This window comes from Prosthecobacter gellanilyticus (assembly GCF_007992435.1).
In the GTDB taxonomy this organism is placed as follows: domain Bacteria; phylum Verrucomicrobiota; class Verrucomicrobiia; order Verrucomicrobiales; family Verrucomicrobiaceae; genus Prosthecobacter; species Prosthecobacter gellanilyticus.
In genome coordinates this window covers 61,216-86,922 of record NZ_BKAG01000005.1, presented here as the reverse complement: position 1 = coordinate 86,922, position 25,707 = coordinate 61,216, and the positions used below count along the sequence as shown (strand labels likewise).

23 protein-coding genes are annotated in these 25,707 nt (G+C 60.8%); 11 read left to right on the top strand and 12 right to left on the bottom strand.

The genetic code is table 11. The features are described 5' to 3' along the window. Positions 1-15 precede the first annotated feature (15 nt). The gene (locus tag BGE01nite_RS05240; protein WP_146849220.1) at positions 16-279 is read right to left on the bottom strand and encodes a hypothetical protein; all 264 of its coding nucleotides are present in this window, start codon (positions 277-279) and stop codon (positions 16-18) included. A 4-nt stretch (positions 280-283) separates the two neighbouring features. Then, positions 284-1,786 carry a xylulokinase gene (gene xylB / locus BGE01nite_RS05235; RefSeq protein ID WP_146849219.1) on the bottom strand — a complete coding sequence of 501 codons (1,503 nt, stop codon included), beginning with the start codon at positions 1,784-1,786 and terminating at the stop codon, positions 284-286. Positions 1,787-1,958: 172 nt separating this feature from the next. Here xylB and BGE01nite_RS05230 point away from each other — a divergent pair, with 172 nt between their 5' ends. Together BGE01nite_RS05230 and BGE01nite_RS05225 are read left to right on the top strand one after the other, a co-directional pair. Continuing rightward, positions 1,959-2,594, top strand: coding sequence for a phosphopantothenoylcysteine decarboxylase domain-containing protein (locus BGE01nite_RS05230; protein WP_146849218.1), 636 nt, complete (start codon positions 1,959-1,961; stop codon positions 2,592-2,594). 36 nt (positions 2,595-2,630) lie between these two features. Continuing rightward, positions 2,631-3,386, top strand: a complete 756-nt coding sequence (locus tag BGE01nite_RS05225; protein ID WP_146849217.1) for an inositol monophosphatase family protein — start codon at positions 2,631-2,633, stop codon at positions 3,384-3,386. Between the two features lie 25 nt (positions 3,387-3,411). Here the strand turns inward: BGE01nite_RS05225 and BGE01nite_RS05220 are convergent, their stop codons facing one another. Beyond that, positions 3,412-4,386 (bottom strand): C-terminal binding protein, encoded by a 975-nt coding sequence (locus tag BGE01nite_RS05220; RefSeq protein WP_146849216.1) that lies wholly within the window; start codon positions 4,384-4,386, stop codon positions 3,412-3,414. 156 nt (positions 4,387-4,542) lie between these two features. On the opposite strand from BGE01nite_RS05220, the gene BGE01nite_RS05215 reads away from it, so the two are divergent. Further along, on the top strand, positions 4,543-5,925 hold the full coding sequence (locus tag BGE01nite_RS05215; RefSeq protein ID WP_170266603.1) for an alginate export family protein: 1,383 nt from the start codon (positions 4,543-4,545) through the stop codon (positions 5,923-5,925). Here the strand turns inward: BGE01nite_RS05215 and BGE01nite_RS05210 are convergent. Further along, positions 5,906-6,664 carry a hypothetical protein gene (locus BGE01nite_RS05210; protein ID WP_146849214.1) on the bottom strand — a complete coding sequence of 253 codons (759 nt, stop codon included), beginning with the start codon at positions 6,662-6,664 and terminating at the stop codon, positions 5,906-5,908. The two genes, BGE01nite_RS05215 and BGE01nite_RS05210, sit on opposite strands and share 20 nt — an antisense overlap. Next, entirely contained in the window at positions 6,661-7,494 is an 834-nt protein-coding gene (locus BGE01nite_RS05205; protein WP_146849213.1) for a hypothetical protein, read from the bottom strand. Before BGE01nite_RS05205 ends, BGE01nite_RS05210 begins: the two co-directional genes overlap by 4 nt. A gap of 118 nt (positions 7,495-7,612) precedes the next feature. Here BGE01nite_RS05205 and BGE01nite_RS05200 point away from each other — a divergent pair, with 118 nt between their 5' ends. Continuing rightward, complete coding sequence (locus BGE01nite_RS05200) at positions 7,613-9,157, top strand: hypothetical protein (protein ID WP_146849212.1); 1,545 nt, start codon at positions 7,613-7,615, stop codon at positions 9,155-9,157. 118 nt (positions 9,158-9,275) lie between these two features. Here the strand turns inward: BGE01nite_RS05200 and BGE01nite_RS29690 are convergent, their stop codons facing one another. Further along, the gene (locus tag BGE01nite_RS29690) at positions 9,276-9,401 is read right to left on the bottom strand and encodes a hypothetical protein (RefSeq protein ID WP_281292033.1); all 126 of its coding nucleotides are present in this window, start codon (positions 9,399-9,401) and stop codon (positions 9,276-9,278) included. A gap of 204 nt (positions 9,402-9,605) precedes the next feature. On the opposite strand from BGE01nite_RS29690, the gene BGE01nite_RS05195 reads away from it, so the two are divergent. After that, a complete protein-coding gene (locus BGE01nite_RS05195; protein ID WP_146849211.1) occupies positions 9,606-11,375 on the top strand; it encodes a M56 family metallopeptidase in 1,770 nt (589 codons plus the stop codon). Here BGE01nite_RS05195 and BGE01nite_RS05190 read toward each other — a convergent pair whose 3' ends face one another. After that, the gene (locus tag BGE01nite_RS05190; RefSeq protein ID WP_218032903.1) at positions 11,376-12,500 is read right to left on the bottom strand and encodes an anthranilate synthase component I family protein; all 1,125 of its coding nucleotides are present in this window, start codon (positions 12,498-12,500) and stop codon (positions 11,376-11,378) included. A 196-nt stretch (positions 12,501-12,696) separates the two neighbouring features. On the opposite strand from BGE01nite_RS05190, the gene BGE01nite_RS05185 reads away from it, so the two are divergent. The 4 genes from BGE01nite_RS05185 (at position 12,697) to BGE01nite_RS05170 (ending at position 18,874) form a co-directional block, all read left to right on the top strand. Beyond that, on the top strand, positions 12,697-13,953 hold the full coding sequence (locus BGE01nite_RS05185; protein ID WP_146849209.1) for a tetratricopeptide repeat protein: 1,257 nt from the start codon (positions 12,697-12,699) through the stop codon (positions 13,951-13,953). A gap of 22 nt (positions 13,954-13,975) precedes the next feature. Next, entirely contained in the window at positions 13,976-15,961 is a 1,986-nt protein-coding gene (locus tag BGE01nite_RS05180) for an SUMF1/EgtB/PvdO family nonheme iron enzyme (RefSeq protein ID WP_146849208.1), read from the top strand. 91 nt (positions 15,962-16,052) lie between these two features. Continuing rightward, the gene (locus BGE01nite_RS05175) at positions 16,053-16,652 is read left to right on the top strand and encodes a helix-turn-helix domain-containing protein (RefSeq protein ID WP_146849207.1); all 600 of its coding nucleotides are present in this window, start codon (positions 16,053-16,055) and stop codon (positions 16,650-16,652) included. A gap of 17 nt (positions 16,653-16,669) precedes the next feature. Next, positions 16,670-18,874 carry a M60 family metallopeptidase gene (locus tag BGE01nite_RS05170; RefSeq protein WP_146849206.1) on the top strand — a complete coding sequence of 735 codons (2,205 nt, stop codon included), beginning with the start codon at positions 16,670-16,672 and terminating at the stop codon, positions 18,872-18,874. 363 nt (positions 18,875-19,237) lie between these two features. Here BGE01nite_RS05170 and BGE01nite_RS05165 read toward each other — a convergent pair whose 3' ends face one another. Next, on the bottom strand, positions 19,238-20,551 hold the full coding sequence (locus tag BGE01nite_RS05165; protein WP_146849205.1) for a PQQ-binding-like beta-propeller repeat protein: 1,314 nt from the start codon (positions 20,549-20,551) through the stop codon (positions 19,238-19,240). Between the two features lie 45 nt (positions 20,552-20,596). Then, complete coding sequence (locus tag BGE01nite_RS05160) at positions 20,597-21,937, bottom strand: ATP-binding protein (RefSeq protein WP_146849204.1); 1,341 nt, start codon at positions 21,935-21,937, stop codon at positions 20,597-20,599. 85 nt (positions 21,938-22,022) lie between these two features. Between BGE01nite_RS05160 and BGE01nite_RS28895 the strand changes: the two genes are divergently transcribed. After that, positions 22,023-22,196, top strand: a complete 174-nt coding sequence (locus BGE01nite_RS28895) for a hypothetical protein (RefSeq protein ID WP_170266601.1) — start codon at positions 22,023-22,025, stop codon at positions 22,194-22,196. Positions 22,197-22,213: 17 nt separating this feature from the next. Here BGE01nite_RS28895 and BGE01nite_RS05155 read toward each other — a convergent pair whose 3' ends face one another. Continuing rightward, positions 22,214-23,116: a dihydrodipicolinate synthase family protein gene (locus tag BGE01nite_RS05155; RefSeq protein ID WP_146849203.1), complete on the bottom strand. Its 903-nt coding sequence runs from the start codon at positions 23,114-23,116 to the stop codon at positions 22,214-22,216. Between the two features lie 72 nt (positions 23,117-23,188). On the opposite strand from BGE01nite_RS05155, the gene BGE01nite_RS05150 reads away from it, so the two are divergent. After that, a complete protein-coding gene (locus BGE01nite_RS05150) occupies positions 23,189-23,911 on the top strand; it encodes an AraC family transcriptional regulator (RefSeq protein ID WP_146849202.1) in 723 nt (240 codons plus the stop codon). Positions 23,912-23,977: 66 nt separating this feature from the next. On the opposite strand, the gene BGE01nite_RS05145 is transcribed toward BGE01nite_RS05150, so the two are convergent. Continuing rightward, entirely contained in the window at positions 23,978-24,409 is a 432-nt protein-coding gene (locus BGE01nite_RS05145; RefSeq protein ID WP_146849201.1) for a hypothetical protein, read from the bottom strand. Positions 24,410-24,569: 160 nt separating this feature from the next. Then, on the bottom strand, positions 24,570-25,703 hold the full coding sequence (locus BGE01nite_RS05140) for a hypothetical protein (RefSeq protein ID WP_146849200.1): 1,134 nt from the start codon (positions 25,701-25,703) through the stop codon (positions 24,570-24,572). Between the last annotated feature and the right edge of the window lie 4 nt (positions 25,704-25,707).

The window sequence follows — 25,707 nt, the reverse complement described above, 5'->3', positions numbered from 1 at the left end:
CACCACCCTGGCACATCAGAACACATGAGGTACCCGACGTAAAAATTCCAGGACCACATAGATCGTTGGCAGAGCATGGATGACGCTGACGATCTTCATCACCTTGCCACCGCGTCTGAATGGCAGGATGAGAAGCGCAGCAGCCAAGAGCGTGAAGACTAGAGCGGCGGTCAATACGTCAGCGTAGCTGACGCCAACCAGTGTGATTGTGCAGCAGGCCAAAGCCGTGATCTGCAGCAGGAGGACCCACGGCAGCACGAGCATATGTTTGGAACTCATATGCTCAAAGCCAGCCCGTCTGCTGCAGGCGGCCCGTCAGTTCCATCTGGCGCTCGAGCTGTAGGGTATACTTCGCGGCATTCTCCGCGTTCGGCTTGCAGCGGGTGGATTCGTCCAGCGCAACTAGTTTTGCGCAGAGCTGCTCGTAGCTGACTTTCTCGGCACCACCTTCATTGGCCTGCGCAAAGGCAGCCTGAATGGCACCGCCGAGGGCAGCGCCTTCGCTGGTGCTGAGCGTGACGACTTCAGCATTGAAGCAGTCTGCCACGATCTGACGCCAGACGGGGCTTTTGCTGCCACCACCGGTGAGACGAACTTCCGTGGGGTTCATGCCGAGATCACGGAAGCGCTTCAAACCATAGGCAAGGCCGAGTGTGGCACCTTCCACCGCCGCGCGGGCGATGTTGGCAGGGGTCATGTTCGTGGGGCGCAGACCATGCAGCACACCGGTGCCGTTCGGCAGGTTCGGAGTGCGTTCGCCATTCAGGTAAGGCAGGAACATCACACCCTCTGCACCGACAGGCGCGGAGGCCACGGCGGCCTCAAGCTGCTTCAAATCCCAGCCATACATCTCGCGCACCTGCTCGGTCACCACGGTGACGTTCATGGTGCAGACGAGCGGCAGCCACTGGTCCGTGCTGTCGCAGAAAGCCGCGACCTCGCCCTGGCCATCCACCACGGGTGCAGCAGCAACACCATAGAGCGTGCCGCTGGTGCCGAAGCTGGCGGTGACCACGCCGGGCTTGATGTTGCCGGTGCCGATGGCGCCCATCATGTTGTCTCCACCACCGGCGGAGATGATGACGTTATCACCGAGGCCCCAGGCCTTCGCGAGCTCAGGACGGAGGCGGCCATGCACGCTGCGGCTGGAGCCGAGCTCAGGCAGCATGGAGCGCACACGCGGGTCGATGTAATCACAGATCTCGTAGCACCACTGGCGCGTGTTCACATTCAGGATGCCCATGCCGGAGGCATCTCCGTACTCCATGCGCTTCACACCGCTGAGCCAGAAATTGATGTAATCATGCGGCAGCAGGATGGAGGTGGTCTTGGCAAAGTTCTCCGGCTCGTTCTGCTTCATCCAGAGCAGCTTTGGAATGGTATAACCAGGAAGCATGGCATTCCCTGCCAGGGCGATGATGCCCGGATGACCGCCGAACTCATGGGCCATCTCCGCGCACTGCGCCTGGGTGGAGGTATCGCACCACAGCTTGGCGGGGCGCACGGGCTTGTCATCTGCACCGAGGGCCACCAGACCATGCTGCTGGCCGCTGACGCCGATGCCGGCGATCTTCGCACGATCCGCGCCGAGCTTCTCCAGGCACTGCTTCACACTGGCCTCCACGGCATTCAGCCAGTCCTGCGGATGCTGCTCGAGATGGCCGGGAGGCAGACCTTCGATCAGGTCGTAGGCGTTGTGTCCGGAGGCGAGAATCTTGCCGCTTTCCAGATCCAGAACGATGGCCTTGGTGCTCTGCGTGCCGCTGTCGATGCCGAGAAAATACATGGGAGTAGGTTGGGTGGTGTGGCTGCGATGATGGCGGGGTGGACTGGAGAGGGCAAATGCTATGTGGCGTGGGGAATCAGGCTTCTGCCGAATTCGCATAAAACTCCCCCTGCAGCCAGCGCGCCTCCCGCCGCCATCTTGACCCCATGCCGTCCTCGTCGTAGAGCCTCCCATGCACATCCTCATCACCGCAGGCCCCACACGCGAGCCGCTTGATCCCGTGCGGTATCTCACCAACCGCTCCTCCGGCCGCATGGGCTATGCCCTGGCTGAGGCTGCGCGGAACGAGGAGCATGAGGTGACCCTGATCTCCGGTCCGGTGACGCTTCCCGCCCCTGAAGGCATTCATCTGGTGAAGGTGGAGACGGCCCGCGAGATGTATGAGGCGGTGCAGAAACACCTCTCGAAGGCAGATGCGGCCATCTTTGCGGCCGCGGTGGCGGACTACCGCCCCGCAGTGAAGGCGGAACAGAAGATCAAGAAAGGGGCGGAGACGCTGACGCTGGAACTGGAGCGCACCGAGGACATCCTCGGCTCAGCACGCAGCGTGTTTGGCTTCAAGGGCTGCCTGGTCGGTTTCGCCGCAGAGACGGAGAAGCTCATCGAGCACGCGCAGGACAAGCTGGTGCGCAAAGGCTGTGATCTCATCATCGCCAACGATGTGTCCCAGCCGGGCATCGGGTTTGACAGTGTGGAAAACGCCGTCACTCTCTGCCTTCCCGGCGGCCGGACCCAGGTCATGCCACGCCAGAGCAAGGCCGCTCTCGCAGGCGAGCTCATCCAGCTCATCTCCCGGCTTGCCCGCTAGTTTTTCCTCTCTTTTTGTTATTCCATCCCCCCTTTAATGAACCTCCTCCCCATCGCCCTCGATGCCGCCACTCAGGCCGGCCAGCTCATCAAAAGCAACTTTGGCTCCGATCTCACGGTCAATGAGATGCAGCGCCATGACATCAAGCTGGAGCTGGATGTGCGCAGCCAGAAGCTGATCACGGAGATCATCCTGAAGAATGATCCCACACATGCGATCCTGGGCGAGGAAGAAGGCGACATCGGCGGTGATGGCGATGTCGAGTGGATCGTGGATCCGATCGACGGCACGGTGAACTACTACTTCAACATCCCGCACTTCTGCGTGTCCATCGCCGCGCGCGACAGGCACACGAAGGAGACGCTGCTCGGGGTCATTCATGATCCGATGATGAACGAGACGTGGAGCGTGGTGAAGGGCGGCCCGCCCATGCTGAATGGCAAGCCCATCACTGTGAGCAATCGCGCCACCATGGCGGAAGCGGTGGTGACGGTGGGTTTCTCCAAGAGCAAGTCCGCTCTCGATCTCGGTTTTGAGCGCTACAAGCGCATCGCCTACGAAGTGCGCAAGACCCGCATGCTCGGCAGTGCCGCGCTGGCTCTGGCCTATATTGCCAGCGGCCGTCTGGATGCCTATGTGGAAGAGCAGATCAGCCTGTGGGACATCGCCGCCGGTGTGATGCTGGTGGAAGCCGCAGGCGGCAAGGTAAGCACCTCGCCGAGCACGGTGAAGCCCGGCACGATGTTCATCTGCGCGAGCAACGGCAAGCTGCCGATCGAACCGTATCTTTGATTAGGCTGGTAGGACGGCGTGATCCTCAGGACACGCCGTTCACCACGTTTTCCAAAGGTTCTCCGGTAACGGCGGCACGTGCAATGCGTGCCGAGGTGCTGCGCATCTCGATCTTCGACTCCACGCTGCAAAAGGCGGCGTGACAGGTGGCGATGAGATTGGGCGTGGCCGCCTCGTCCTCTGTGCGCAGAGGCTCGTTTTCAATGACATCAAGTCCAGCACCCGCGAGACAACCTTCACGCAAGGCCGTAAGGATGGCAGTCTTCTTGATGATGGCTCCGCGGGCCGTGTTGACGACAAATGAAGAGGGCTTCAGTAGCGCAAGCTCACGCTCCGCGATGAGATGATGTGTCTCCGCATTCAGCGGGCAATGCACCGAGAGCACATCGGATTGCCTGAGCAGCTCATCCAAGGTTCGTACTCGCGAGATGCCGAGAGCCTTGTCAGCGCCATTGGCCAGATAGGGGTCATGGAAGATCACGCGAAAGCCGAGCCCCTTCGCCCGCAGTGCCGTGGCCGTGCCGATGCGGCCCAGGCCGACGATGCCAAAGGTCAGTGTGCTGAGACGTCGCAAGCGAGGCTCTACCTTGATCAGCCAGCCGAGTTTCTTCGCCTCCGCATCAAGAGGCAGGATCTGCCGGCAAAGCGCCATGGTAAGGGCAATGGCATGGTCCGCGACCTCCTCCGTGCCATAATCAGGCACATTGCAGACAGCGATGCCATGCTCACGCGCAGCGGCGACATCCACACTGTCAAAGCCGACGCCGTTGCGGATGATGGCACGACACTGCTTCAGCCGTGAGATGCCCTGGGCAGTGAGCGGCATGTTGTGCCAAACAATAAGTGCGTCAGAGGCGCAGATCTCCTCCGTCAGGTCGGCATCGGTTTCGCACAGGAAGCGCCGGACCTCCGCTGCATCGCCAATGATATGGCGCTCAATGGTGGAATCCGGATCTCCTTGTGGAGAGGTACGCCAGTCAATGATGGTAATGCGGGGCATGAGGGTGGTCGGGTAGTCCAACGCTCGTTCTGACGGGAAACCTGCCTTTGATCCAGCATGATTACGTCGAAACACAAAGAAGGAGCCACGGCGGGAAATGATTTCCTTACTGGAAAAGGAGCATTTTTAGCGGAGTCTGGCCGTTCCCCCCATTTCGTGCCCAACCGCCTCCTGTCATTCGCCATTGTCGCGCTCAGTACCCTTTCCGCCTTCGGGCAGGAAAGCTACTACCGTGCGCCTGCGAGCTACAGCACGACGCGGGATCCTGATCTGCCGAAGTATGCGCGCCATGCCCAGGACACCGGAATGGACTGGCTGAAGGATGCCACCTGGCTGGACCTGGGGTTAGACTACCGCTTCCGCTACGAGTATCGCGATGATGACATCCGCCGAAATCGGGCAGGTCTGGACGAACCTCTGCTGCATCGCACGCGGGCTTACATCGGCATTCACGATGCGTTGGATCCCTTCCGCTTTGCCGTGGAGATGCAGGACTCGCGCCGTTACAACAGCGACTATGAGCGCGATACGCGTGACGTGAACGAGTTTGAGATCATCCGTCTGTATGGTGAGTTCTATTTTAAAGATGCGCTGGGGCATGATCCGCTGGGCAATGCCCGCCCGCTGAGCCTGCGCTACGGCATTCACAACTTTGAGTTTCTCGACCGCCGTCTGATCGGGAATAATCAATGGCGCAACACGGCCAATTCGTTCCAGGGTTTCCATGGAGCCCTTGGACAGGAGAAGAATGACTGGCAGGTGGACCTGCTGGCGGTGCAGCCGCTGCAGCGGGAGAAGTATGAGCCCGATGCACCCGTGAAGGAGCAGTGGATGTATGCCATCATCGGCCATTGGCGTGGCTGGTCTGAAGTGATCACGCTCGAGCCCTTCTATCTGGCACTCCGTCAATCAGCCCACGGCGCGGTCGCTGAGCGTTTTGTGCATTCACCCGGCCTGCGCGGTTATGGTGTCATTCCAGGCACCGCTTTTGATTTCGACTTCGACCTCATCTACCAGACCGGCCGCAGCGGTTCCCAGGACATGGAGGCTTATGCGGGCAATCTTGAAGTTGGTTATACTTTCAAAGCCCCCTGGAAGCCGCGCTTCAGCGCCTTCTACGGCTATGCGGGCGGTGACAAGGATCCCAACGATGACCAGGACAACCGTTTCGAGCGCTTCTTCGGCTTTGCCCGGCCCTGGTCAGCGAACGACTACATCCAGTTTGAAAACATCAGCAGCCCGAAGGCGCGGCTGGAGCTCACGCCTTCAAAGACGCTGAGGATGGACATGGGTTACAGCTGGTACTGGCTGGCCAGTGACACAGACCGGCTCAACACCGCCGGTGCGCGGGACCGCACAGGACGCAGCGGCAGCTTCATCGGCCATGAGTTCGACATGCGCGCCCGCTGGCAGGTCACCCCGAAAGTTGAGGCCATTCTTGGTTATGCTCATTTCACCCCTGGCGGCTTCGTGGAGAGCACCGTCAGAGGTGGTGACACCGATTTCGCTTACTTTGAGATCAGCGTGAGGGCGTTCTGACGGCCGGAGTGGCATCGGCATCCATGTGATGCATCCAGTGTTCGAGAAAGAACTTTTTCTCCGTGGGCAGGAAGGTCTCCGAGGTGCCGATCAAAGGCCGCAGCGAGGTGGACATCTGGAAGGTGACGATGGTGAAGATGGCGATCCAGATCTTGAGATAACCCGAGGACTCTGAACCAATGACCGAGGCCGCTCCGGTGAGCAGTCGAGCGCCAAAGAAGAGGCCGATGATCCAGAACATGAGCACGAGGAAGCCGATGAAGCCCAGGGAGTCTGTAGACGTGCTGAAGACCCAGATCACCGGTGCGAATCCGAGCAGCAGCAATGCCGTCAGCGCGACCATGCCTAGCAGGACGGAAGCGATCTGATGCACACGCGCATTCAGTCCATCCAGGGCGCTGAAGATGTACAGACTCGGGAAACAGATCAGCACAGCCACCAGCATGCCGATGGTGATCTTCAAGGGTGCTGCCCAGAGCTGGGTGCCACCGGAGAAGGTGCCGAGAAGCACCCCAAAAACAGACAGGGAGATCAAGGCGCTGAGCGCCAGTTTCACAGGCACACCTTTGCCACCCTCCTGAAACGCGTGAAGCAATCTGCCGGGATGCTTGAGCAGGGCCTCGACGACATTGGGAAGCGTGGGCGGACCCTGCATGGGCTCAATTTTCATGCCTGCGGCCTTGGCAGCCTCAGGTGTGGATGACGCTGGAACGGGAGGTGGTGTGGATTCCGTGTTCATGGTGGTGGGGGGTGAATGGGCTTGAAGGCCTTGCCGGCCTGTTTGGCCATGTGGTTTGAGATGGCTGCCATCGCGGTGGCGATGAGCATGATCGTCAAGATTGTGACGGGCACTTGGGAATCAGGCCCGATGCTCGCTCGCAGCATGCCCCACACGGCCTCATAGAAATTTCCTTCCAGGGGATTCGGTCGCAGGAACTGCACAGGCAGTTCAGGATTCCCAAAGAAGGGCCGCAGGATGTAGGAGAGCTGGGCACCGACGAAGAGATTCCCCGCCAGCCACGCGACGAGCGTGCGCCAGCCTGCGGCCGCATCGCCCGAGAAGGCCTGGATCAAGCCCAGGAGCTTGTGGTTGGCCACGATGCCGGCGAAGGCGATGATGGCGGTATTGCCCAACAAAAAGATGCGGTACCACTCCGCACCTCCGGGCTGCCCTGGAGGTGGAGAGTCCAGCACCCAGAGGATGATGAGCGGGCTGAAGGAACCTACGATGAGGCTGAAGATGGCAAAGCTCATCAAGCAGGCCACCACCGTCTGCCGGAAGGACATGCCTGAGCCGAGCAGCAGGCCGAGCATGCCATTGATCAAACCATTCACGAGCAGCGTGAGGAAGATCAGCAGCGGCATCTTCACGGCCACAAACACTCCCTGCAGCGGCGCCCTCCAGAGCCCCAGCCCAAATCCATAGAGCGCACAACCTGCGATGATGGTGACAATCAGAGTCAGCAGAGTCTCGCGCGTCAGCGTCTGCCTCAGCCAGCCTGCCAGTGCCTCGGGCTCGCCCCGGGCCAGCAGACGCAGCCGGGCGAGATGAGGTGAATCATGAGACATGACTCGTTCGTCAAAGCCATTCACTTTGTCGTTCAAAGTGGTTTGAAAATATTTTCAAGATTGCCTCGCCGACCCCCGTTTGAGAGAATAACCAACAATTCCAACCAGGGAGGTCTCCATGAATGAACCACGTTCCCGTCGTCGCTTTCTGACTGAGGTGGGTCAGGGCACACTGTTAGCCACCATCGGCCCTGCGCTTGGCGCGGAGCTTGGCATCACATCCGCCGCCGCTGCTGAAGCACCTGCCGCCTTGAGCTTCGGGGACATGGAACCGCTCGTCTGCTTCATGCAGGAGACGCCGATCTCCAAGTTCCAGCCTGCCCTGGCTGGCAAGCTCAAGGAAGGCGTCCCCTTAAAAAAGCTCGTGGCCGCCGGCGTGCTGGCGAATGCGCGTACCTTCGGCGGAGAGGACTACATCGGCTTTCACACGCTGATGGCGCTGGGGCCGTGTTTGAAAATGTCCGCCACGCTGCCGGAGAAAGAACAGGCACTGCCCGTCTTCAAGGTGCTGTATCGAAACACCAACCGCATCCAGGAAAACGGCGGACGTGATGATGAGGTGCTGCATCCCGTGGCTCATGGAACAGACAAGCCCAGCGCACAGCAACTGCATGAGGTGGTGAAGAGCAAGGACACCGCGAAGGCTGAGGCGATGTTTGCCACGATGATGCATCAGGATGCGGACGCCGGTTTCAACGCGCTGCTGGAATGCGTGCAGGACTGCCCGGAGGTGCACCGCACCGTGCTGCCCTATCGTGCCTGGGATCTGCTGGATCTGGTGGGGCGCGAGCATGCCACCACCATGCTGCGCATGTCCCTGCGCTACTGCCTGAATGCGGAAAAGAGCCGCCAGCCTGAGTGGGATGAACACGCCGGCATGCTCACGAAACTGCTGGATGAGCACAAGCTGCTGGGGCGTGATCCGGGCACCAAGGCGATGGACGATGGCACGGTCGAGAAACTCGCCATGACGATCTTCAAAGGGTCTCCCGAAGAGGCGTCGGGAGCTGTGGCGGCCGCGCTCGCGGAAGGTCTGGACCCGCATGAGGTTGGTGAGGCCATCTCTCTGGCGGCGAACCAGTTTGTGTTACGTGATCATGGCAGGCCGCCGGAGTGGGAGTTTCCTGGCAAACCCACGGGCAGCGTGCATGGAGATTCGGTAGGCGTGCATTCAAGCGACTCGACCCATGCCTGGCGCAACCTCTCTTCGGTCAGCCAGGGAAGGAACGTCTTTGCCTGCCTCATCCTGGCTGCCTGGCAGATCGCTCGTGACCGGCAATATCAGCCGTTCCTCGATTGGGAACCGATGCCCTCGAAGCGGCAGATCGGCCTCGTCACTTCCACGGATCAGGCCAAGCTGCTGTCCGAACTGCACACCATGATCAAAGGCAGTCTCCAGTCACACGCCGCTGCGGTGGTGCATCGCTGGGGTCTGCTGAACCTGCCTGCGGAGCCGGTGCTGGAGGCGCTGCGCACTTACGCCATCAGCGAGGATGGCGCGCTGCATGCCGAGAAATATTACCAGACCTGCCACGACGAATTTCACCGCACCCGTGCCGCCTTCCGCTGGCGTCATCTCAGTGCGCTCGCGCGTGTCACTGCCAGCGAGTTTGGCAGGCCAGCACCAGGTCAGGCTGAGGCGCGTGAACTGCTGGGTGTTTGATTTTCAAGAACCAGAGCGCTGGTGATTTTCTTCCTATAACGTGTTTTTCTCGCGCTATAGGAAGAAAAATGCTTTTGGTTATTCCATCAGCACTGACGCATGTGCCGGCCACCAATGCTTACTGGACAAGGTTTGGGCGGCCCTTGCCCATCTGCATGTAGTTCACATTGCCCTTGGGGCTGCGGCAGCTGGAGACAAACAAGGTGGCGACGACGAGGATGGCTGGAAGGAGGTAGCGTTTCATGGGGACGAGACGCTGGGCCGTAGTCCGCATCCTGGCAAGAAGCGCTTTGTCCCTTTGACAAGGGATGGCAGAACCACGTCACTACATTTGTAGTTGCCATATCACGACAAATGTAGTGAGATGGATTTAATTCCGAGAACTTCCAGAGCCATGAGACAGCTCGGACATCGTGCCACAGCAACCTGAACCCTGCCAGCGCCTGCCATGCCTATCCTCAATCTCCTTTTTGACTGGCTGTTCCAGGCCAGTTTGCGCGCTTCAGCGCTTTGTCTCGTGGTGCTGGTGCTACAGCGCCTGTTGCGGCGTTATCTGAGTGCCCGCTGGTTGCACACCTTGTGGCTCCCGGTGCTGGTGATCCTGCTGATGCCAGCGCTGCCAGAGAGCCGGTGGAGCGCGGAAAGTCTGATCCTGGCAGCACCTGCCCATTTTGAGGCGAGTTCGCAGGAAGCTGCTTCTGCCGAGCCGGCCGGCCAGATCGTCAGCGTGCCGGAGCACTCCGAAACACTAAGCTGGCCCGTGTGGCCGTGCCTCGCGATGGGTGGAGCGCTGGTGCTCACGCTCGGGGGAGCTTTCTCCTTCGCCCTCACACTTCGGCGAATTCAAAAAACGGCTGTGCAACCTACTACAGACCTCTTGCAGGAGGTGGAGAGCCTCTCACGCGAGCTCCGCCTGAGGAAGGGGCCCCGGCTCTGGCAGTCTGCGGCCGTGGCCAGTCCGGCGGTGGCGGGAGTCTTCCGCCCTGTGTTGCTGTTGCCGCTGGATTTTGCGGAGAGCTTCACGCCCGCTGAGGCCAGCTTGATCCTCAAGCATGAGCTCACTCATCTGCGGCGTGGTGACCTGCTCATGAACTCGCTGCTGTGCTGCCTCATGGCACTGCATTGGTTCAATCCTCTCCTCTGGCTGGCCTTTCATCGGGCGCGTGCCGACCGCGAAGCTGCCTGTGATGCGGATGTGCTGCGCCACGATGGTCCTGGCCGCCGGCACACCTACGGCCTCGCGCTTTTGAAGGCACAATCGGCCTCCGGCATGCAGGGTTGGAACCTGGGCTTTGTGGGCATTTTTGAGCCTGGCAGATCTCTTCATCGCCGCATCCAAGGCATCGCCAGTCCCGCACGCACGCATCGGATGGCGGCACTGGGTGCTGTGGTGCTCCTGATAGCACTCACGGGTGTCATCGCCACGAAAGCGGAGGTCGTGAAGACGGAGGAGCCGTTCATTGGTGTGGAGATGCAGATCATTTCTGAAGTCGATGCCGCCGGGCTTTTCACCGACACTGACACCTTCCGAATCATGAGCGTCAGCGAACTGGGGCAGCTGCGGAAGAACGCTAAGTTCAAGACCGTGTCATGGCCACGGCTTGTGACGAAGAATGATCAGGAAGTCGTTGTGCGAAGCGTGGTGAACACACCGGTCAACGATCCCAGCCAGCCCACGGGGATCACCTATCTGCCCATCGGCTGCGTCGCCAAATTCAAGCCGCGTTTGCTGAACGACCGGATCCATCTCGATATCGATATCACGAACTCAAAGATCATCGGTTATGAGGCCTTGAATGGTATCGACTATCCCATCGCACGGTCCCACGTGAACCGCTCCGCCATTGATCTGGCTCCAGGTGAAACGGTCGCGGTCTGGAACAAGGAAGAACGCACGCTGCACACGGTCACGCCATCCCTGGTCGATGCTCCCGTGATCACCACCACGGCCCTGGACCGTGCGCAAACCTTCCGGACCGTGGACTATCACTTTTACAAGGCCGACGCCGGAGACGTCCTGAACTATCTGGCCGGGGACAGCAAGACTCTCGACCCTAACAAAAAAGGTGTTCGCATTGTCCTGCCGAAGCTCCAGGGTGACAAGCTGGTCTCCTTCCACCTTAACAAACCGCTGCCGGAAGTGCTCCAGGAAATCGCCACTCAGATCGACTGCACGCTGCGTGCTGACGAGGAGACGATCTTCCTGGATCCGAAGTGATCACGACCACGCGCTCAAGATGCCGCTGGCCTTGTGCAGTGTTTCCTCCCACTCGCGCTCGGGGATGCTGTCTGCGACGATGCCCGAGCCGGCGTGGAAGCTGATCTCGCCGTCCTTTTGCACGGCGGTGCGGATGGCGATGTTCCACTGGCTGCTGCCATCAAAGCCGAAGTAGCCGATGGCGCCGGTGTAAAGACCGCGCGGATGTTTTTCGAGCTCGGCAATGATCTCCAGCGCGCGCTTCTTTGGCGCGCCGCTGATGCTGCCGCCGGGGAAGCAGGCACGGAAGGCCGCGGCATGGCTGATGCCGGGCTTCAAAGTTCCCGTGACCGTGGAGACGAGATGGTAGACCTGCGGGAAACTTTCCACGCGCCAGAGATCCGGCGTCTGCACGCTGCCGAACTCGCACACCTTGCCGAGGTCATTGCGCTCCAGGTCCGTGATCATGAGCAGCTCGGCGCGCTCTTTTTCACACAGAGGCAGCTCGCGGGCGCTGGCAGCATCGCGGATGGGATCATCCGGGAATCGCGGGCGTGTGCCTTTGATGGGGCGTGTGGTGATCGTCCGCCCATCCAATTTTAAAAACAGCTCGGGCGAGGCCGAGAGGACGGTGGTGTCATCGAGATTCAGACAAGCCGCGTGCGGTGCGGGAGATACCTCGCGCAGGCGCAGGTAGAAGGGCCAGAAGTCCGTGTCCGCAGGCCAGGGTGCCTGCCAGGGGTGGGAGAGGTTCACCTGGTAGATGTCTCCTGCGGCGATGTATTCCTGGGCACGGCTCACTGCCTCTGTGTAGGCCGACTTCGAGACCTTCGGCACGAAATCGAGAAGCTCCCAGTCATTCGTGTGCGCGTCAGCCGTCTGAGAATCACCAGAGGATAGAAGGGCATCGATATCCCCCATGCCGCTCCACATGCCGGAGTCGTGATCATAACTCAGGGCTGCCTCATAGACTCCGAGGGTGAACTGCCCGTCAAAGCCGACCCAACCGAAGAGACCTCCGGGAGCAGCGGCGGCTTGTTCCTGCGCCAGAGTCGCCTCCACAAGTTTCCAGTCCTGGTCAATGTGGCCCCGAATAATAGCCCGGGGACGTGCCGTCAGGATGGAAACACTGCCCTGGCCCGGCATGGCACTATCGAGCCATACAAAACCAGATGAATGTGCCAAAAGGGCGGCTATTTGGACCACATTCCTATTGATTATCAACGATTTCCACACGCTCCCGCCTGCGGACAAACCGCGGGGAGATTCGGGAGAAAAAGTCTGGGGCATTGACAACTGGTGAGCGGGGACCGTACCATACGATTTTCCTGCGGCAATCGGCATGGCTTCCTCCCCCCCCATCCCCTGTGCTGACCGGGGCCGTGCAAATCAAGTGGCTCTGGGGATTCTTTGCGCCCTCGTGGCGGTGGAGTCCGGCCTCCTGGTGCGCGCGGTGCTCCGGCATCCTGGCACCCCTCCTGCGATGACTCCCGTCATCACCCCTACTCAGCAGCCCCTTTTGATGCCGCAACTGACGCTCACCGCACCTCCTGTGAGCATCAGCCCTCCGCCCGTCGGCCAGCTGGCCGCGCCTGTGGCTCCGCCTCCAGCAGGACTGATCACTGCGCCTGCACCGTCAGGTTTCGGGCCGCCACCCGTGGGCAGTCTGCAAATGACTCCCACGATTCCTGTGGCTCCCGCCGCTCCGATCACCTCACCGGTGGCTCCGCCAGCCATGGCGCAAAGCCGCCCTGCGGCGGGTCAACCTCCTCGCACCGCACCGCCACCTCCCGGCGCTGCCACAGCGAAGGGTGGTGATCCTGCCGCGAACATGAGCCTGGCTGAGATGGTGGATCTGGCGAAGCAGGTGCGCTCTCTCGGTGACATGCAAGGCGCCCTGGAGGTGCTGAAGCGTGCCGACCTGCAGTTTCCGGCCACACCGGAGGTCATCGCTGAAACCGCCCAGAGCTATGAGCAGATGGGCCTGTCTGACAAAGCTGTCTCCCACTGGAAGCAGCTCGCTGCCATGGACGCGACGCGTGCCGGTGGCTATGGCGACCTGGCCAAACGCAAACTCAATATCGACGGCACCTCTCCAGGTGCCTCCGCGCCTGCTTTCACAGGCAGCTTCGGGTCGAAAGCGCTCTCCCTGGGAGCCTGCTCGGCCAATCGCGATCCCTCCGCCGTGAACGGGGAGAAGGTCGTGCTCCGCGTCCCCATCCTGCGTCAAGGCAACGATGCCATCGACCCTTCGCAGGTGGATATCGACGTGTACTTTTTTGACCGCGTGAACGGCGAGAAAATCGCCCAGACCATCGCGGATGAACCCTTGTCTGCCTGGGGTGCCCCCCCGGTGGACTGGAGCGGCATTGGTGAAGAGCCGCTCGATGTCACCTATTTCCTGCCGGCACTCACCCCGGGAGAGATCGCCGCCCACGGACGCCGTGCTTATCATGGTTACGTCGTGCGGCTTTACTATCAGCACAAGCTCCAGGACGTCGCCGCTGAGCCGCGCGACCTTCTGGACTTCGGTTCGCCAGCGCCCCAGACCGTGCCCGGGGGCGGCGTGAACCCATTGCTGCCTCCCGTGTCGAACTGACGGCCTGTCCCCGACCGCCCTGATGACGATCTTATTTCTCGATGTGAATGCCGCCACCCGCGGCGAACGTGCGCTTGCCCTGGCCCAACAAACAGGATGGCAAGTGACCTCCATCGCCAGTGTGAACGAAGGCCGCGCCTGGCTGGCGAAAGCCCGCTCACTGGACCTGCTCATCACTGAAGCCATCATTGATGAGAGGAGCAGCGGCTTTGCCCTGCGTGATGCAGCCCTGGCGCGCTTTCAAAATGCGCGCGTGCTTTTTACCACCCGCTATGACCTCAGCGGCTATGAGGCGAAAATCAGCGGCTGGCCTGTGCTGGCAGACGCTCCCTACTCGGTGGAGAAGCTTATCTCCAAGGCCAACACGGCGCTGGAGATCGCCCCTCCAACCCAGATGCTGGTGCCGGCGGACAATGCTCCCCCGCCCTTCATCCAGCCCGGCACCATGCTGGGCCAGTATCAGGTACTGGAACGGCTTTCGTATGAAAATGAATCCGAGACCTATCGCGCCATCCAGGTCAGCGTGCAGCGCCCGGTGGCGCTGGTGCTCCTGAGGCCCGAGCTGCTGCACCGCCCGGAAGTGGTGGAGCGCTTCAAGGCGCATGAGCGTCTCAAGGCCTCCATCACCCACACCCGCATCGCCCCTCTCTATGAAGCGGGTCAGGTGAATGGACATATCTTTTACACCCGCGAACTGCCGCGCGGACGCAACCTGGAGGAACTGGCCACCGCAGGCGAGACGCTCTCTGAACGCCGTGTGGCCGAGCTGCTCTATGGCGTGGCCGAAGCGATGGACTATGCCATCGAGCGCGGCTGCTATCACCGCCGGCTCGAGCCGCGTGACGTCTTCATCGATGATCAAGGCCAGGCCAGCATCGTGAACATCTTCCGACCTGCGGACAGCCGCACCCGGGATCCGAAGGAGGAGGTGGGCGCGCTCATCGCGCTAGTGGAGCCTTTGGCTGCGGAAGGCAAGGCGCTGGGTCTGGTCTCCAGTCTCAGCGAGCACCCACGCGACTGGGCCGGGCTCATGGATGCGCTGGACGACGTGCGTGATGCCATGCGCGAACGCTCCATCATGCGCCGTATCGAGGCCGAGGAAGGCGGCGGCAACTCCAGCTCCACGGGCATTCCCTGGTGGTTCTGGCTGGCAGCCGTGATCGCTGTCGGCGGCGTGTTTGCTCTGGGAAATCTCGCTGGCACAGCCACTCCCACGGTGGTGACTGGAGCGGTGCTGAAAGAGCCTGAGATGGTGGAGATCCCCGCCGGGCCTTTCCGCTATCAAAAGAACGAGCGCCGCAATTTGCCATCCTTTTGGATCAGCCGTCATGAGGTGACCCTCGGACAGTATGCTGATTTCCTCGCAGCCTTGAAAAAGGAGCCTGCCACGAAGTTTGATCACCCCGATCAGCCGAAGACCAAGATCAGCCACATCCCGCCGAAGTGGGACGACACCTACGCTGCCGCGAAAGCGGGCTCCACCTTCAACGGACAGCCGATCAGCCTGAACACACCCGTCACCCAGGTGGACTGGTGGGATGCGTATGCCTACACCAAATGGCATGGCATGAGACTGCCCACGGAAGAAGAGTGGGAAAAGGCAGCCCGTGGCGAGAAGGGCCTCCTCTTTCCCTGGGGAGACAAGCCCGCTCGCGAGAAGGCCAACCTCGGCGACGACTACGACTCCAATGGCAAGAAGAAGGGTGGCAAGGTGGACGGCTACAACCTCTTCGCCCCCGTGGACCGGAAGTGCGAGGATATCAGCCCCTACGAAATCCATGACATGGCCGGCAATGTCAGTGAATGGACGGCGAGCGAGTTCAAAAACGAGCCCTGGCCCTCACATCCAGACATCCCGGATCTGCGCGTGCCCGTGGTCAGAGGCGGTCACTTCGCCCTGAAGAGCAGCGATGACCTCCTCACCACGCGTTTCTTTGCCGAGTCCGCCAACGAAACAACGCTGGCCAGGGGCTTCCGCGTGGCGAGTGACAAGGCCCCAGGGTTGTAGCAGGGGTTTCTCGGGCAATAAAAAACTCTGCGGCGAACTACGCCGCAGATTTTTCTAATTTACAAGATGATTGTCCGTTATATCGGCGATCATGCCCTCCAAACGCAAGACCACCATTCCTGAATCCAGCCCTGAGGCCATCAATGAAAACCTCGGCAAGCGAGTCAAAAAGCTGCGCAATGATCGCGGCTGGTCACTCGAGGAACTGGCCACGGCTAGCGGTGTCAGCCGGTCCATGCTCAGTGAGATCGAGCGTGAGAAGGCGAACCCCACCCTGACGGTCACCTTCCGCATCGCGCGAGCCTTTGGGCTGACGCTGCAGGAACTCATCGAAAGCGCAGAAGCGAGCGCCTCCAAGATCCAGGTGATCCGCGCTTCGGATCGCGCGCAGGTCTATCGGTCGGACAAGCAGCATGAGATCCGCACGCTCTCACCGCTGAACCTGGAGAAGGACGTGGAGTTCTATGAAGTGAATCTGCGCCCGGGTGGAGCGCTGCGCAGCCAGCCGCACTTTGAAGGCACGCGTGAGTTTCTCACCGTGGAGCTCGGCACTGTGCGCATCGAGTCCGGCACTGATATCGAAGACCTCGCCAAGGGCGACTCGGGCACCTACCGCGCCGACGTGCCGCATGCCATCGTGAACACCGGCAAGGAAGACGCCGCCGTGTTTCTGGTGGTCATCTACCGCTGATTTTTGCGTAACCAACCATGAAACTGCCAACCTGTCTGCTGCTCCTGCTTGGAACAGTCCCCTGCCTTGCCCAGATGCCCGCGGAGATCGTCACTGCGGAGAGATCCAAGATCCTCCAGGGCGTGACCAGTGTTCCCAAGCAGGGTACTCCAGGCCCCATCGCCATCTGGGGCACCATGGCCTTCCCCATTCTCTCAGCACCGGACAAGGACGGCGTGGAGCTCGCGGTGGTGGCTGCAGCCGCGTATGCCAAGGGGCGCATCATCTTGTTCGGCCAGAACGGCTACCTCAGCGGCACCACGGGGGGGGACAATGCCAAGCTCATCGAGAACTGCGTAAAATGGGCCGGAGCGAAAGACAAGCCGCGCGTCGGCTTGAAAGGCGTGAAACCTGAGGCCTACGAGAAACTGGGTTTCCGCACGGAGACCTTTGAGAAGGTGGATGCCAAGACTCTCAACGACTTCGATGTCGTGGTGATGAACATCCAGTCCATCACCGGCACGGAGGAAGGCGCAGCCGTGGCCGAGTTCATCAAGAAGGGCGGCGGCGTGATGGCTGGCATGACGGGCTGGGCTTTCAGCCAGACCAGCGGCGGCAAGGAACTGACCCTGGCACATGGTGTGAACAATGCGCTCATGCCCGCTGGCGTGGCCTTCACGGAAGCGAGCGCCTTTGACCAGCTGCGCAGCTTTGATGCGCGCCCTGAGCTGCCCTTGATGATGAATGCCTCCACGGCCATCACGGCCATCAAGAAACAGCGTGAGGGTGGCCCTGCCCTCGATGCAGCAGCCATCAAACAAGGCACGAATGCCATCCAGGTCGCTCTGGCTGCGCAACCACCGGACCGCAGCAGCCTGCGTGAAGCCGTGGTGGCAGCCCTGGGAAATACCGGTGCGTCCAGCGCCGTGCCAACGGGCCAGGCTCCTCTCACAGCCGCGAAGGATAATGCCGCGAGACTGCGCCTGGGCATGGAAACACGTGTGCTCCGGCTTGCCGGCGGCGAAACCACAACAGCTCACCCCGCTCATGAAGCCTTCCCCGGCAAGGTGCCCGCGGATGCACCGCGCATCACGCGTGAAGTCTCCGTGAATCCCACGATCCCTGGATGGACCAGTACAGGCCTCTATGCTGCGGCTGGCGAGACCATCAGCGTCACCGTGCCGACGGCCATTGCAGCTCAGGGTTATGCGGTGCGTATCGGCTGCCACAGCGACACCCTGTATCATCTCGATGAATGGAAGCGCGCTCCGGACATCACCAAGTCCGTCACCATCGCCGCTACGGAAACCAAGACGGCGAGCGCCTTTGGCGGCCTCATCTACATCGTGGTGCCAGGTCGTGCTGATGAAACCGCATCTTTCACCGCCACCATCAAAGGCGGCATTCCATCACCACTCTTTGTGTTAGGCCAGACGACGGATGCGCAGTGGACCAGCGAGATCAAGAAACAGCCTGGGCCTTGGGCTGAGCTCGCCTGTGACAAGCTGATCGTCTCCTGTCCCACGGAGGTCGCGCGCACGATCAACAATCCCACGGAGCTCATGGAATTCTGGAAGAAGGTGGTGGAGGCGCAGGACGACCTGAGCAATCAAACCGCCGAGCGCAAACGCCCTGAGCGCATCGTGGCTGACATCCAGATCAGCGCGGGTTACATGCACAGCGGTTATCCCATCATGATCCCGACGAGTGCCGCTCCGGAGATGGTAACCTTCGGCCGCATCAAATTCCCCGGCTGGGGCTTCTACCATGAAATCGGGCACAACCACCAGCGCTCCACCTTCACCTTTGATGGCACAGGCGAGGTGACGAACAACGTCATCGGCATGTATTGCTATGAGGCCGTGCTGAAAAAGGACAAGATCGTCGGCCACTCCGGAGCCTCGCTGGAAGGCCAGAAGAAGCACATCGAGGAGATCAAGGCGGCGAAGGACAAGTTCGCCGAATGGAAGAAGAGCCCCTTCCTGGCCCTGACGACCTACATCCAGCTTGTCGATGCTTTTGGTTGGGAAGCCTGGCGCAAGTATCTGCACAGCTTTGCCGACGACAAGTACGGCCCGGCACCGAAGGACGACGACGACGCGCGTGATCAGTTCCTGATCCGCTACTCCAAGATCACCGGCAAGAACCTCGCCCCCTTCCTGGAGTTCTGGGGCCTGCCCTTCAGCGCCAACGCGAAGGCTGAAGTGAGCAAGCTGGAGGCGTGGATGCCGAAAGGGATCTGAGGGAATGGCTGAATGCCAGATCATGGTTTCTAACCAACACTGTGGATGGCGAGCCGGAGGCTCGATGGCTTGTAGCCGGTGGTGAAAGGAGCGTAGCGACTGAGAACCACCGGTAAGGAGTTCAAGTGTTCTGAGTTCAGACAGGCGTCCCGGAGGGCACGCTGGAAGGGAGCGCTTTTCAACCAGATGTATTGTGTCCGATTCGTCGGCTTCCAGCATCCCTTCGGGATGCGCGCCCTACCTTGTGGAGCAATGTTTGTTATCCGGTGGCTCTCGCAAGCTTCGCTCGCTTCACCACCCGCTACCCGCCATCGAGCCTCCGGCTCGTCTGCATGACTTGGCAGCGCTAAGCCTACCACGCGGCTACTTCGCCAGCGAAGCGCACACGATCTCTTCGTCGTTGCGCATGAAGACGCACTTGCTGGCAAAGGCAGGATGAGACCAGACCACGGCTCGACGTGGATCCGTGGTGGTGGGTTTGAGAAGACTCACCCGGCTGATCTCCTCATAACTTTTTGGCGTGAGCTTGGCGATGATGAGGTCGCCATGCTCGTTGGCGAGGAAGAAGCGGTCCTCATGCTTGATGAGGAAGGCATTCGCCCAGCGCACGGGTTTGTCCCCCGTGGTCGCGGCGAAGGTTTCCCAGATGCGTGCGCCAGTATCGAGCTTCAAGCAGCGAAGCTGGCCATAGCTGCACACGCCATAGATATGCCCGTCTTCGATGAAGGGTGTGCTGATGAGGCTGTGCAGCGTGTCCGTGTTCTTCTCACTGAAACTCTTACCTTCCCAGAGCAACTGAGCTTCCGGCTTGGCGGCATCAAGCTTGAAACATTTCGAGCTGGTGTAGAAGGAACTGAAAAGCAGGAGGTCACCGGCAAGACGTGGTGTGGCCACCGTGAGCCCGGCGCGAACCTCCCAGGGATGCAACCAGAAGAGCTTGCCCGTGGCAGGATCCAGAGAGCTCACCGACTGCGGATGCCAGAGGATGAGTTGCTTCACACCGCCTGCCTCGATCATCGTCGGCGGTGCGTAACCTGGCTCGCGTGCATCCAGCGCACGCCAGAGTTCCTTGCCTGTGTCCTTGTCAAAAGCCACGGCCACGCTGCCGGGGCCGCCGCAGAGGCAGATCAGGCGCTGGCCATCTAGCAAGGGGTGCCCGGCAAAGCCCCACATGGGTGTCTTGGCACCGTAGTCCGTTTTGAAATCATGCGACCATAGCACCTTGCCATTTAAGGCATCAAGGCAAAGCAGGTTTCCCTCCGCGCCCAGCGTCCAGACCTTGCCGCCGCTAACCAACGGTGTGCAACGAGGACCGGTGGAGTAGCTCATGGTGTAGGTGCAATCATAGACATGCTCCCATAGTTTGGCGCCCGTGGCTGCATCCAGGCAGAGCACGCGCTCCGTCCCGGCGATGATGCCACGCGCAAAGGCATTGCCGGGCACGCTTTCCTTCGCGGCCACCTGGCGGTCCATGAGGTACACCCTGCCATCCACCACCGCCGGGCCTGTGTAGCCGCCGCCGATCTTCACTCGCCACAGCACCTTGGGGCCGCCTTCGGGAAAGGACTCCACAATGCCCGTCTCACGCCAGACGGCATCACGCTGCGGCCCGAGCCACTGGGGCCAATCATCCGCATGCAGAACAACCGAGGTGAGGAGGAAGAGCAGAGCGCGCATGGGTGAACTAACTCGCCCGGGAAGATCATGTTGCAGAGTATTTATCTATGCTCCTGACACCGGCAGCAGCACGGTCACCAGCGCACCACCATCCGGATGATTGCCCAGACGCAGCTCACCCCCATGCGCGGCGATGATCTCGCTCACGACGTTCAGGCCGACGCCCATGCCGCCTTCCTTCTCGGAGAAGAAAAGCTCGGCTCCGCGTGCGAGAGCTGCCTGGGAAAGGCCTGTGCCATGATCGCGGAAGGTCAGCAGGCATGTCTGGCCCTCGAGATGCTGACCGACCTCCAGCTCGCCGCCACGAGGCATGGCCTGGATGGCATTGAGCAGAATGTTTCGAAACGCCTGCTGCAAGCGTGCGCGGTCTCCTTTCACACGCGTGTTCCAAAGAGACGGGGCCGGTTGAGCTTTTATCTCGACTCCCGCATGACCAGCCTGGGCGCTCATGGCGGTCAGAGTTTCCTGCAACACGGGGCCGAGGTCCAGAGACTCCATCTTCGGCGGCGCGGGGCGTGTGAGGTAAAGCCATTGATTCACCAAACCTTCGATGACCTTCGTCTCAGCCTGCACATGCTGGAGCGACTGAGCGGACTCCGCATCCAAAACACTGATATCCATGAGCTGCGCATGGAGCTGGATGGAGGCGAGAGGGTTCTTGATCTCATGCGCGAGACCTGTGGCCACGCGACCAAGCACAGCCATGCGTTCTGATTGCTCACGCTTTTCACGCTCCTGGAGCAGCTCATCACGAGCCTGGGTCAAGGCACGAGCCAGCTCTCCAATCTCATCGCCCCGAGCCACTTCCAGCGGCGAACGATCTTTGCTATCAAAGAAGCCTTTCAGCCCGCGGGTGAGCCGCGCCACAGGACGCACCACCTGACCTGCGATGACCCAGCCAAGCGCGGCAGAGAGCAGCCAGAAGGCGAGCAGGGCATTGCGCGTGGCCGGGTGCAGGAGGCTGAGGGTGACTTCTGGTGATTTGCGCAGAAACAGCATGTCATGCCTAGCATCCAGCTTCAGCACGAGCGCCTGCCAGCCGCCGGGAAGCTCGCGCACCTCATCCAAAGGCAGGGACTTCAGGGGGGTGCTGGCCTTATCATCCATGGCAGGTTCCAGCACTCCGTTCGCATCGCGGAAATGGATCTGCATCTGCAGGAGCTGGCCCAGGTCTCCAGCCAGCTTGGCGCTGCGGGGCAGGTTCAGCCGCTGCACAAAGCTCGCATCCGAACGCGCGAGGGTGCGGAACACATTCTCACTCTCCGCCTGCTGCTGATGCCTGAGCCAGGCCAGCAGGAGCAGCGATCCCGCCGCCACAAAGGCCGCGAAGACCACGACAAAACGCGTGGTGAGGCTGCGGCTGGGCTGATGCGGGGAGGCTGACACTGCGCCTACTCTGCCGGGGGCTTAGTCACGGGAAAGTTATTTTCCAAATCTGCGCAAGTCTGGTGCACGGCCTGCATCTGCGGGCATGAAGATCCTCCACCACCTCAGATGCCGCTGCCTCAGTCTCGGGGCGGGCATGCTGGCACTGATGCCGTTGAAGGCCAGTACTCCCGGAGAGATGCAGAGTGCGGAGAAGGTCCAGGCTGCACATTGCCCCCAACCCTCCGTCGGTGATCTGAACATCTGGAGCTCGCTTTGACCTAACCAATCATCATTCTATGCAGGACGCTTGGCGAAGGCTTCACGAATGATCTGCAGCACCTGCTCACGCTCGGCACCCGAGATGAGCAAGCGTGGTTCGCGCACCCATTCCTTGCCGATGCCGGCTTCCTGGCAGAGGAGCTTGATGTATTGAACAAAGTGGATGTGCGTGTCGAGCTTCATCAGCGGCTGCGCCCAGCGATAAAGGATGCGGGCTTCATCCCACTTCCCTTCACGCGTGAGATCCCAGAGCTGCTGATTCTCCTTCGGGAAAGCGATGCCGCTGCCAGCCACCCAGCCATCGATGCCCAGGATGGCGCATTCGAGGAAGAGATCATCCACACCCGTGAAGATCTGATAGCGATCTCCCACCAGGTTTCTCAGCTCGGTGATGCGGCGCGGGTTGGCGCTGCTTTCCTTGATGGAGGTGAGGTTCAGGATGTCCGCCAGCCTAACAAACATTTCAGGCGTGACATCGGTGTGATAGCCCACGGGATTGTTGTACAGCATCCAGGGCAATGGTGTGGCCTTCGCCAGCGTGCGGAACCAATGCTCAGTCTCGGCCGGATCGGACTTGCAGACCATCGGCGGCATGATCATGAAGCCGGCGGCGCCGAGCTTCTCGCCATCCTGCATGTATTGCACGGCTGCGCGTGTGCTCATTTCTGCCACGCCGCTGACCACGGGGATGCGGCCGCGAGCGGTCTCGATGGCGCATTTCAATACGGCGCGCTTTTCGTCAGGTTGCAGGCACTGGTTTTCGCCGAGCGAACCGCAGACGATGAGGCCGGAGATGCCAGAGTCGATCAGCACTTCGAAATGATGTGCGGATGCTTTGAGATCGAGGGACTGATCCTGGTGCATCTGCGTGACGACGGCCGGGAACACGCCGGACCATTTGGGAAGGGGCTGGGACATGCGTGACGAATACCTCACCAGCCTGATGGGTCTTGATTGCTTTTTGCGGCCCGACCTGCCAAATCAGGCAAAATGACGGATCCGGACGATCTCTTCGCCGCCCATGGCTACGCCGAAGCTCTCTTCGATGCACTGCCAGACGTCGTCTTTTTCATCAAGGACTCGGCGGGCCGGTATGTGCGGGTGAACCAGACCATGGCGGATCGCTGCGCGGGTGGAGACAAGTCCAAGCTCATCGGCAAAAAGCCCACGGAGGTTTATCCAGCTCCCCTGGCCGCCAGCTATGCGCGCCAGGATGAAGCCGTACTGAAAACGGGCAAGCCGGTGGAGCATCAGCTTGAGCTGCACATCTACACGGGCCGCAAGGCGGGCTGGTGCCTGACGACCAAGCATCCGTTGCGTGATGCCAAAGGACGCATCATCGGTGTCGCCGGTATCTCGCGGGATCTGAATGCGCCGAGTGATAAAGCCAGTGGCTACGCCGAGCTGGCCACGGCGCTGAAGCTCATGCAGGCCCGCTACACCGAGGGGCTGCGCATTGAGGACATCGCGAAGAAGGCAGGGCTGAGTGTGTATCAGTTCGAGCAACGGGTACAGAAGCTCTTCCAGATGAGCCCGCTGCAGCTTCTGCACAAGCTGCGGCTGGATGAGGCCACGCGTCTGCTTCGTGAGACGGATCTGTCGCTGAGTGACATCGCCCTGCAAACCGGCTGGTGTGATCAAAGCGCCTTCACGCGCCATTTCAGCCGCTACGCGGGTATGGCACCGGGGAGGTTCCGGGCGATGACGACGTGAGCCTAACTAAAAGCCCGGTTCAGATGAACCGGGCCTTGAGTGATGAACGATGATGCAGCTGATGAATCACCAGCCGTAGGGATTGTAACCCCAGCCAGAGCCGTAGCCAAAGGCCGGGCGGCCGAAGCTGGAGACGACCATGCCGGAGCGGTAGGGCGCGCCCCAGCCACCGTAGCCATAAGGTGAGTAGACATCACGATAAGGCGAGTAGCCGAAGCTGCCGTAACGGTAGGGATAGGAGCTCCGCTGCACATACACCGGGGTGCTGCGCACTCCGTAGTAGGGGCTGCGGTAGTAGCCGGTGTTCCGGCCATAATAGGAACCCGGACGGCTGTAGTAGCCGGAGCGAGCAGCCACGAGCGGACGTCCGCTCTGATAGCCGACCGACACTCCAGCCCGAGGATAGCCACCTGCGTAGTAGGGATCCACACAGGAGGTCGCCGTCAGCGCGACTCCGAGAGCGGCCAGGGCCGCCATGCGAGGAAGGTTTGGTTTCATGACGAAAAGTGGGTTTCCACCCATGAAACGCATGAGCCTCCCGTTTCGGCTTCATGAGATAACGCCGTTTCTGTGGGACTGGCTAAAGAATCACCACCGCCACCCCCGGGGATGGAGTGACTGTGGAGATTCTAAAATAGGTTGGGCCTAACCCAGCTGGTCAGGCTTTCTTCTCGAAGCCGGGAATGCCGAGGCGCTTCGCCACACGCAGGGGGCGGCGCATGGCCTCCTCCATGCGCAGGGCTTCATCGGAACCACGCAGGTCTTTACAGTTCGGGTGGGATTCCGGAGCGTCGATCAGGCCGAGGTGATGCAGCACATGCGCGGTGCTGTGCTTATAGGGGGAGGCGCTCATGCGATCGTCCATGCGGAAGACGAGGTCTTCGAAAGACTGGAAAGCTTCAAAGAGCTTGTACACCCGCGTGTCGAAGCGGCCGGTGCCGGTCTTGAATTTCTTGTCCGCCACGCTGTCCAGCAGCCACATGTCACGCGCTGCGGCGATGAGAGGGCAGGCACTGACGCCGGCGCCGATGAGCAAGGGCAGGCCCAGGCGGATGGCCGTGGGGATGCCGTAGTCATCACCACTGTGGGGGGCGAAGGGCAGGTTCAGCCCTTTGCACATGGCAGCCCAGTAAAGGAAGTGCGGCTCGTCCAGCGTGCTCACTTTGCCACCGACATACTTTGGATGGGTGGCGAGCTGATGCAGCAGCCAGGGCTCATACGGCGTGGCCCAGGAAACGAAGGAAGGCTCCAAGGCATGGGCGATGGCGGGATGCGTAATGTGCTCGGCGATCTCAAAATAAGCATCGCGACGCGCCTCAGGCTCCAGCGTGTTAAGCCAGCGGGAGGTCATGATCATCACCTCGCCGTTGTCATGGCTCTGGGCGATGTCCAGCAGCGGCCAGTAGCGCTCGGCCTTGAAACCGGTGTCGTTTTCTGCCCCGCGAGCGGTGACGCCGGCGATGAACTTCGTGGTGGGGAATTCGGCGCGGAAGCGCTTCAGCACCTCGGCATACATTTCGTTGCTGAGGTCAAAGATGTAACCGGTGTCCGCATTCAGCACGAAGACCATCTCCACGCCATAGTAGTCGCCACACTGCTGCATCCAGCGGACGCTCTTGGTGAAACCTTCCCAGTCGGGCTGCTTGTCCTTGAAGGGAAGCAGGGTGGCCACGCAAAGGCGGGCCTTGGAGGTGTGATCAACCAGCTCCTCTTCGGCGGTGTAGGCCCAGACAGTCTCCTGCCAGGTAGTGGTGGGCTTGAGGTCGGCGGGGTTGGAGATAAGCTCGATCATATAT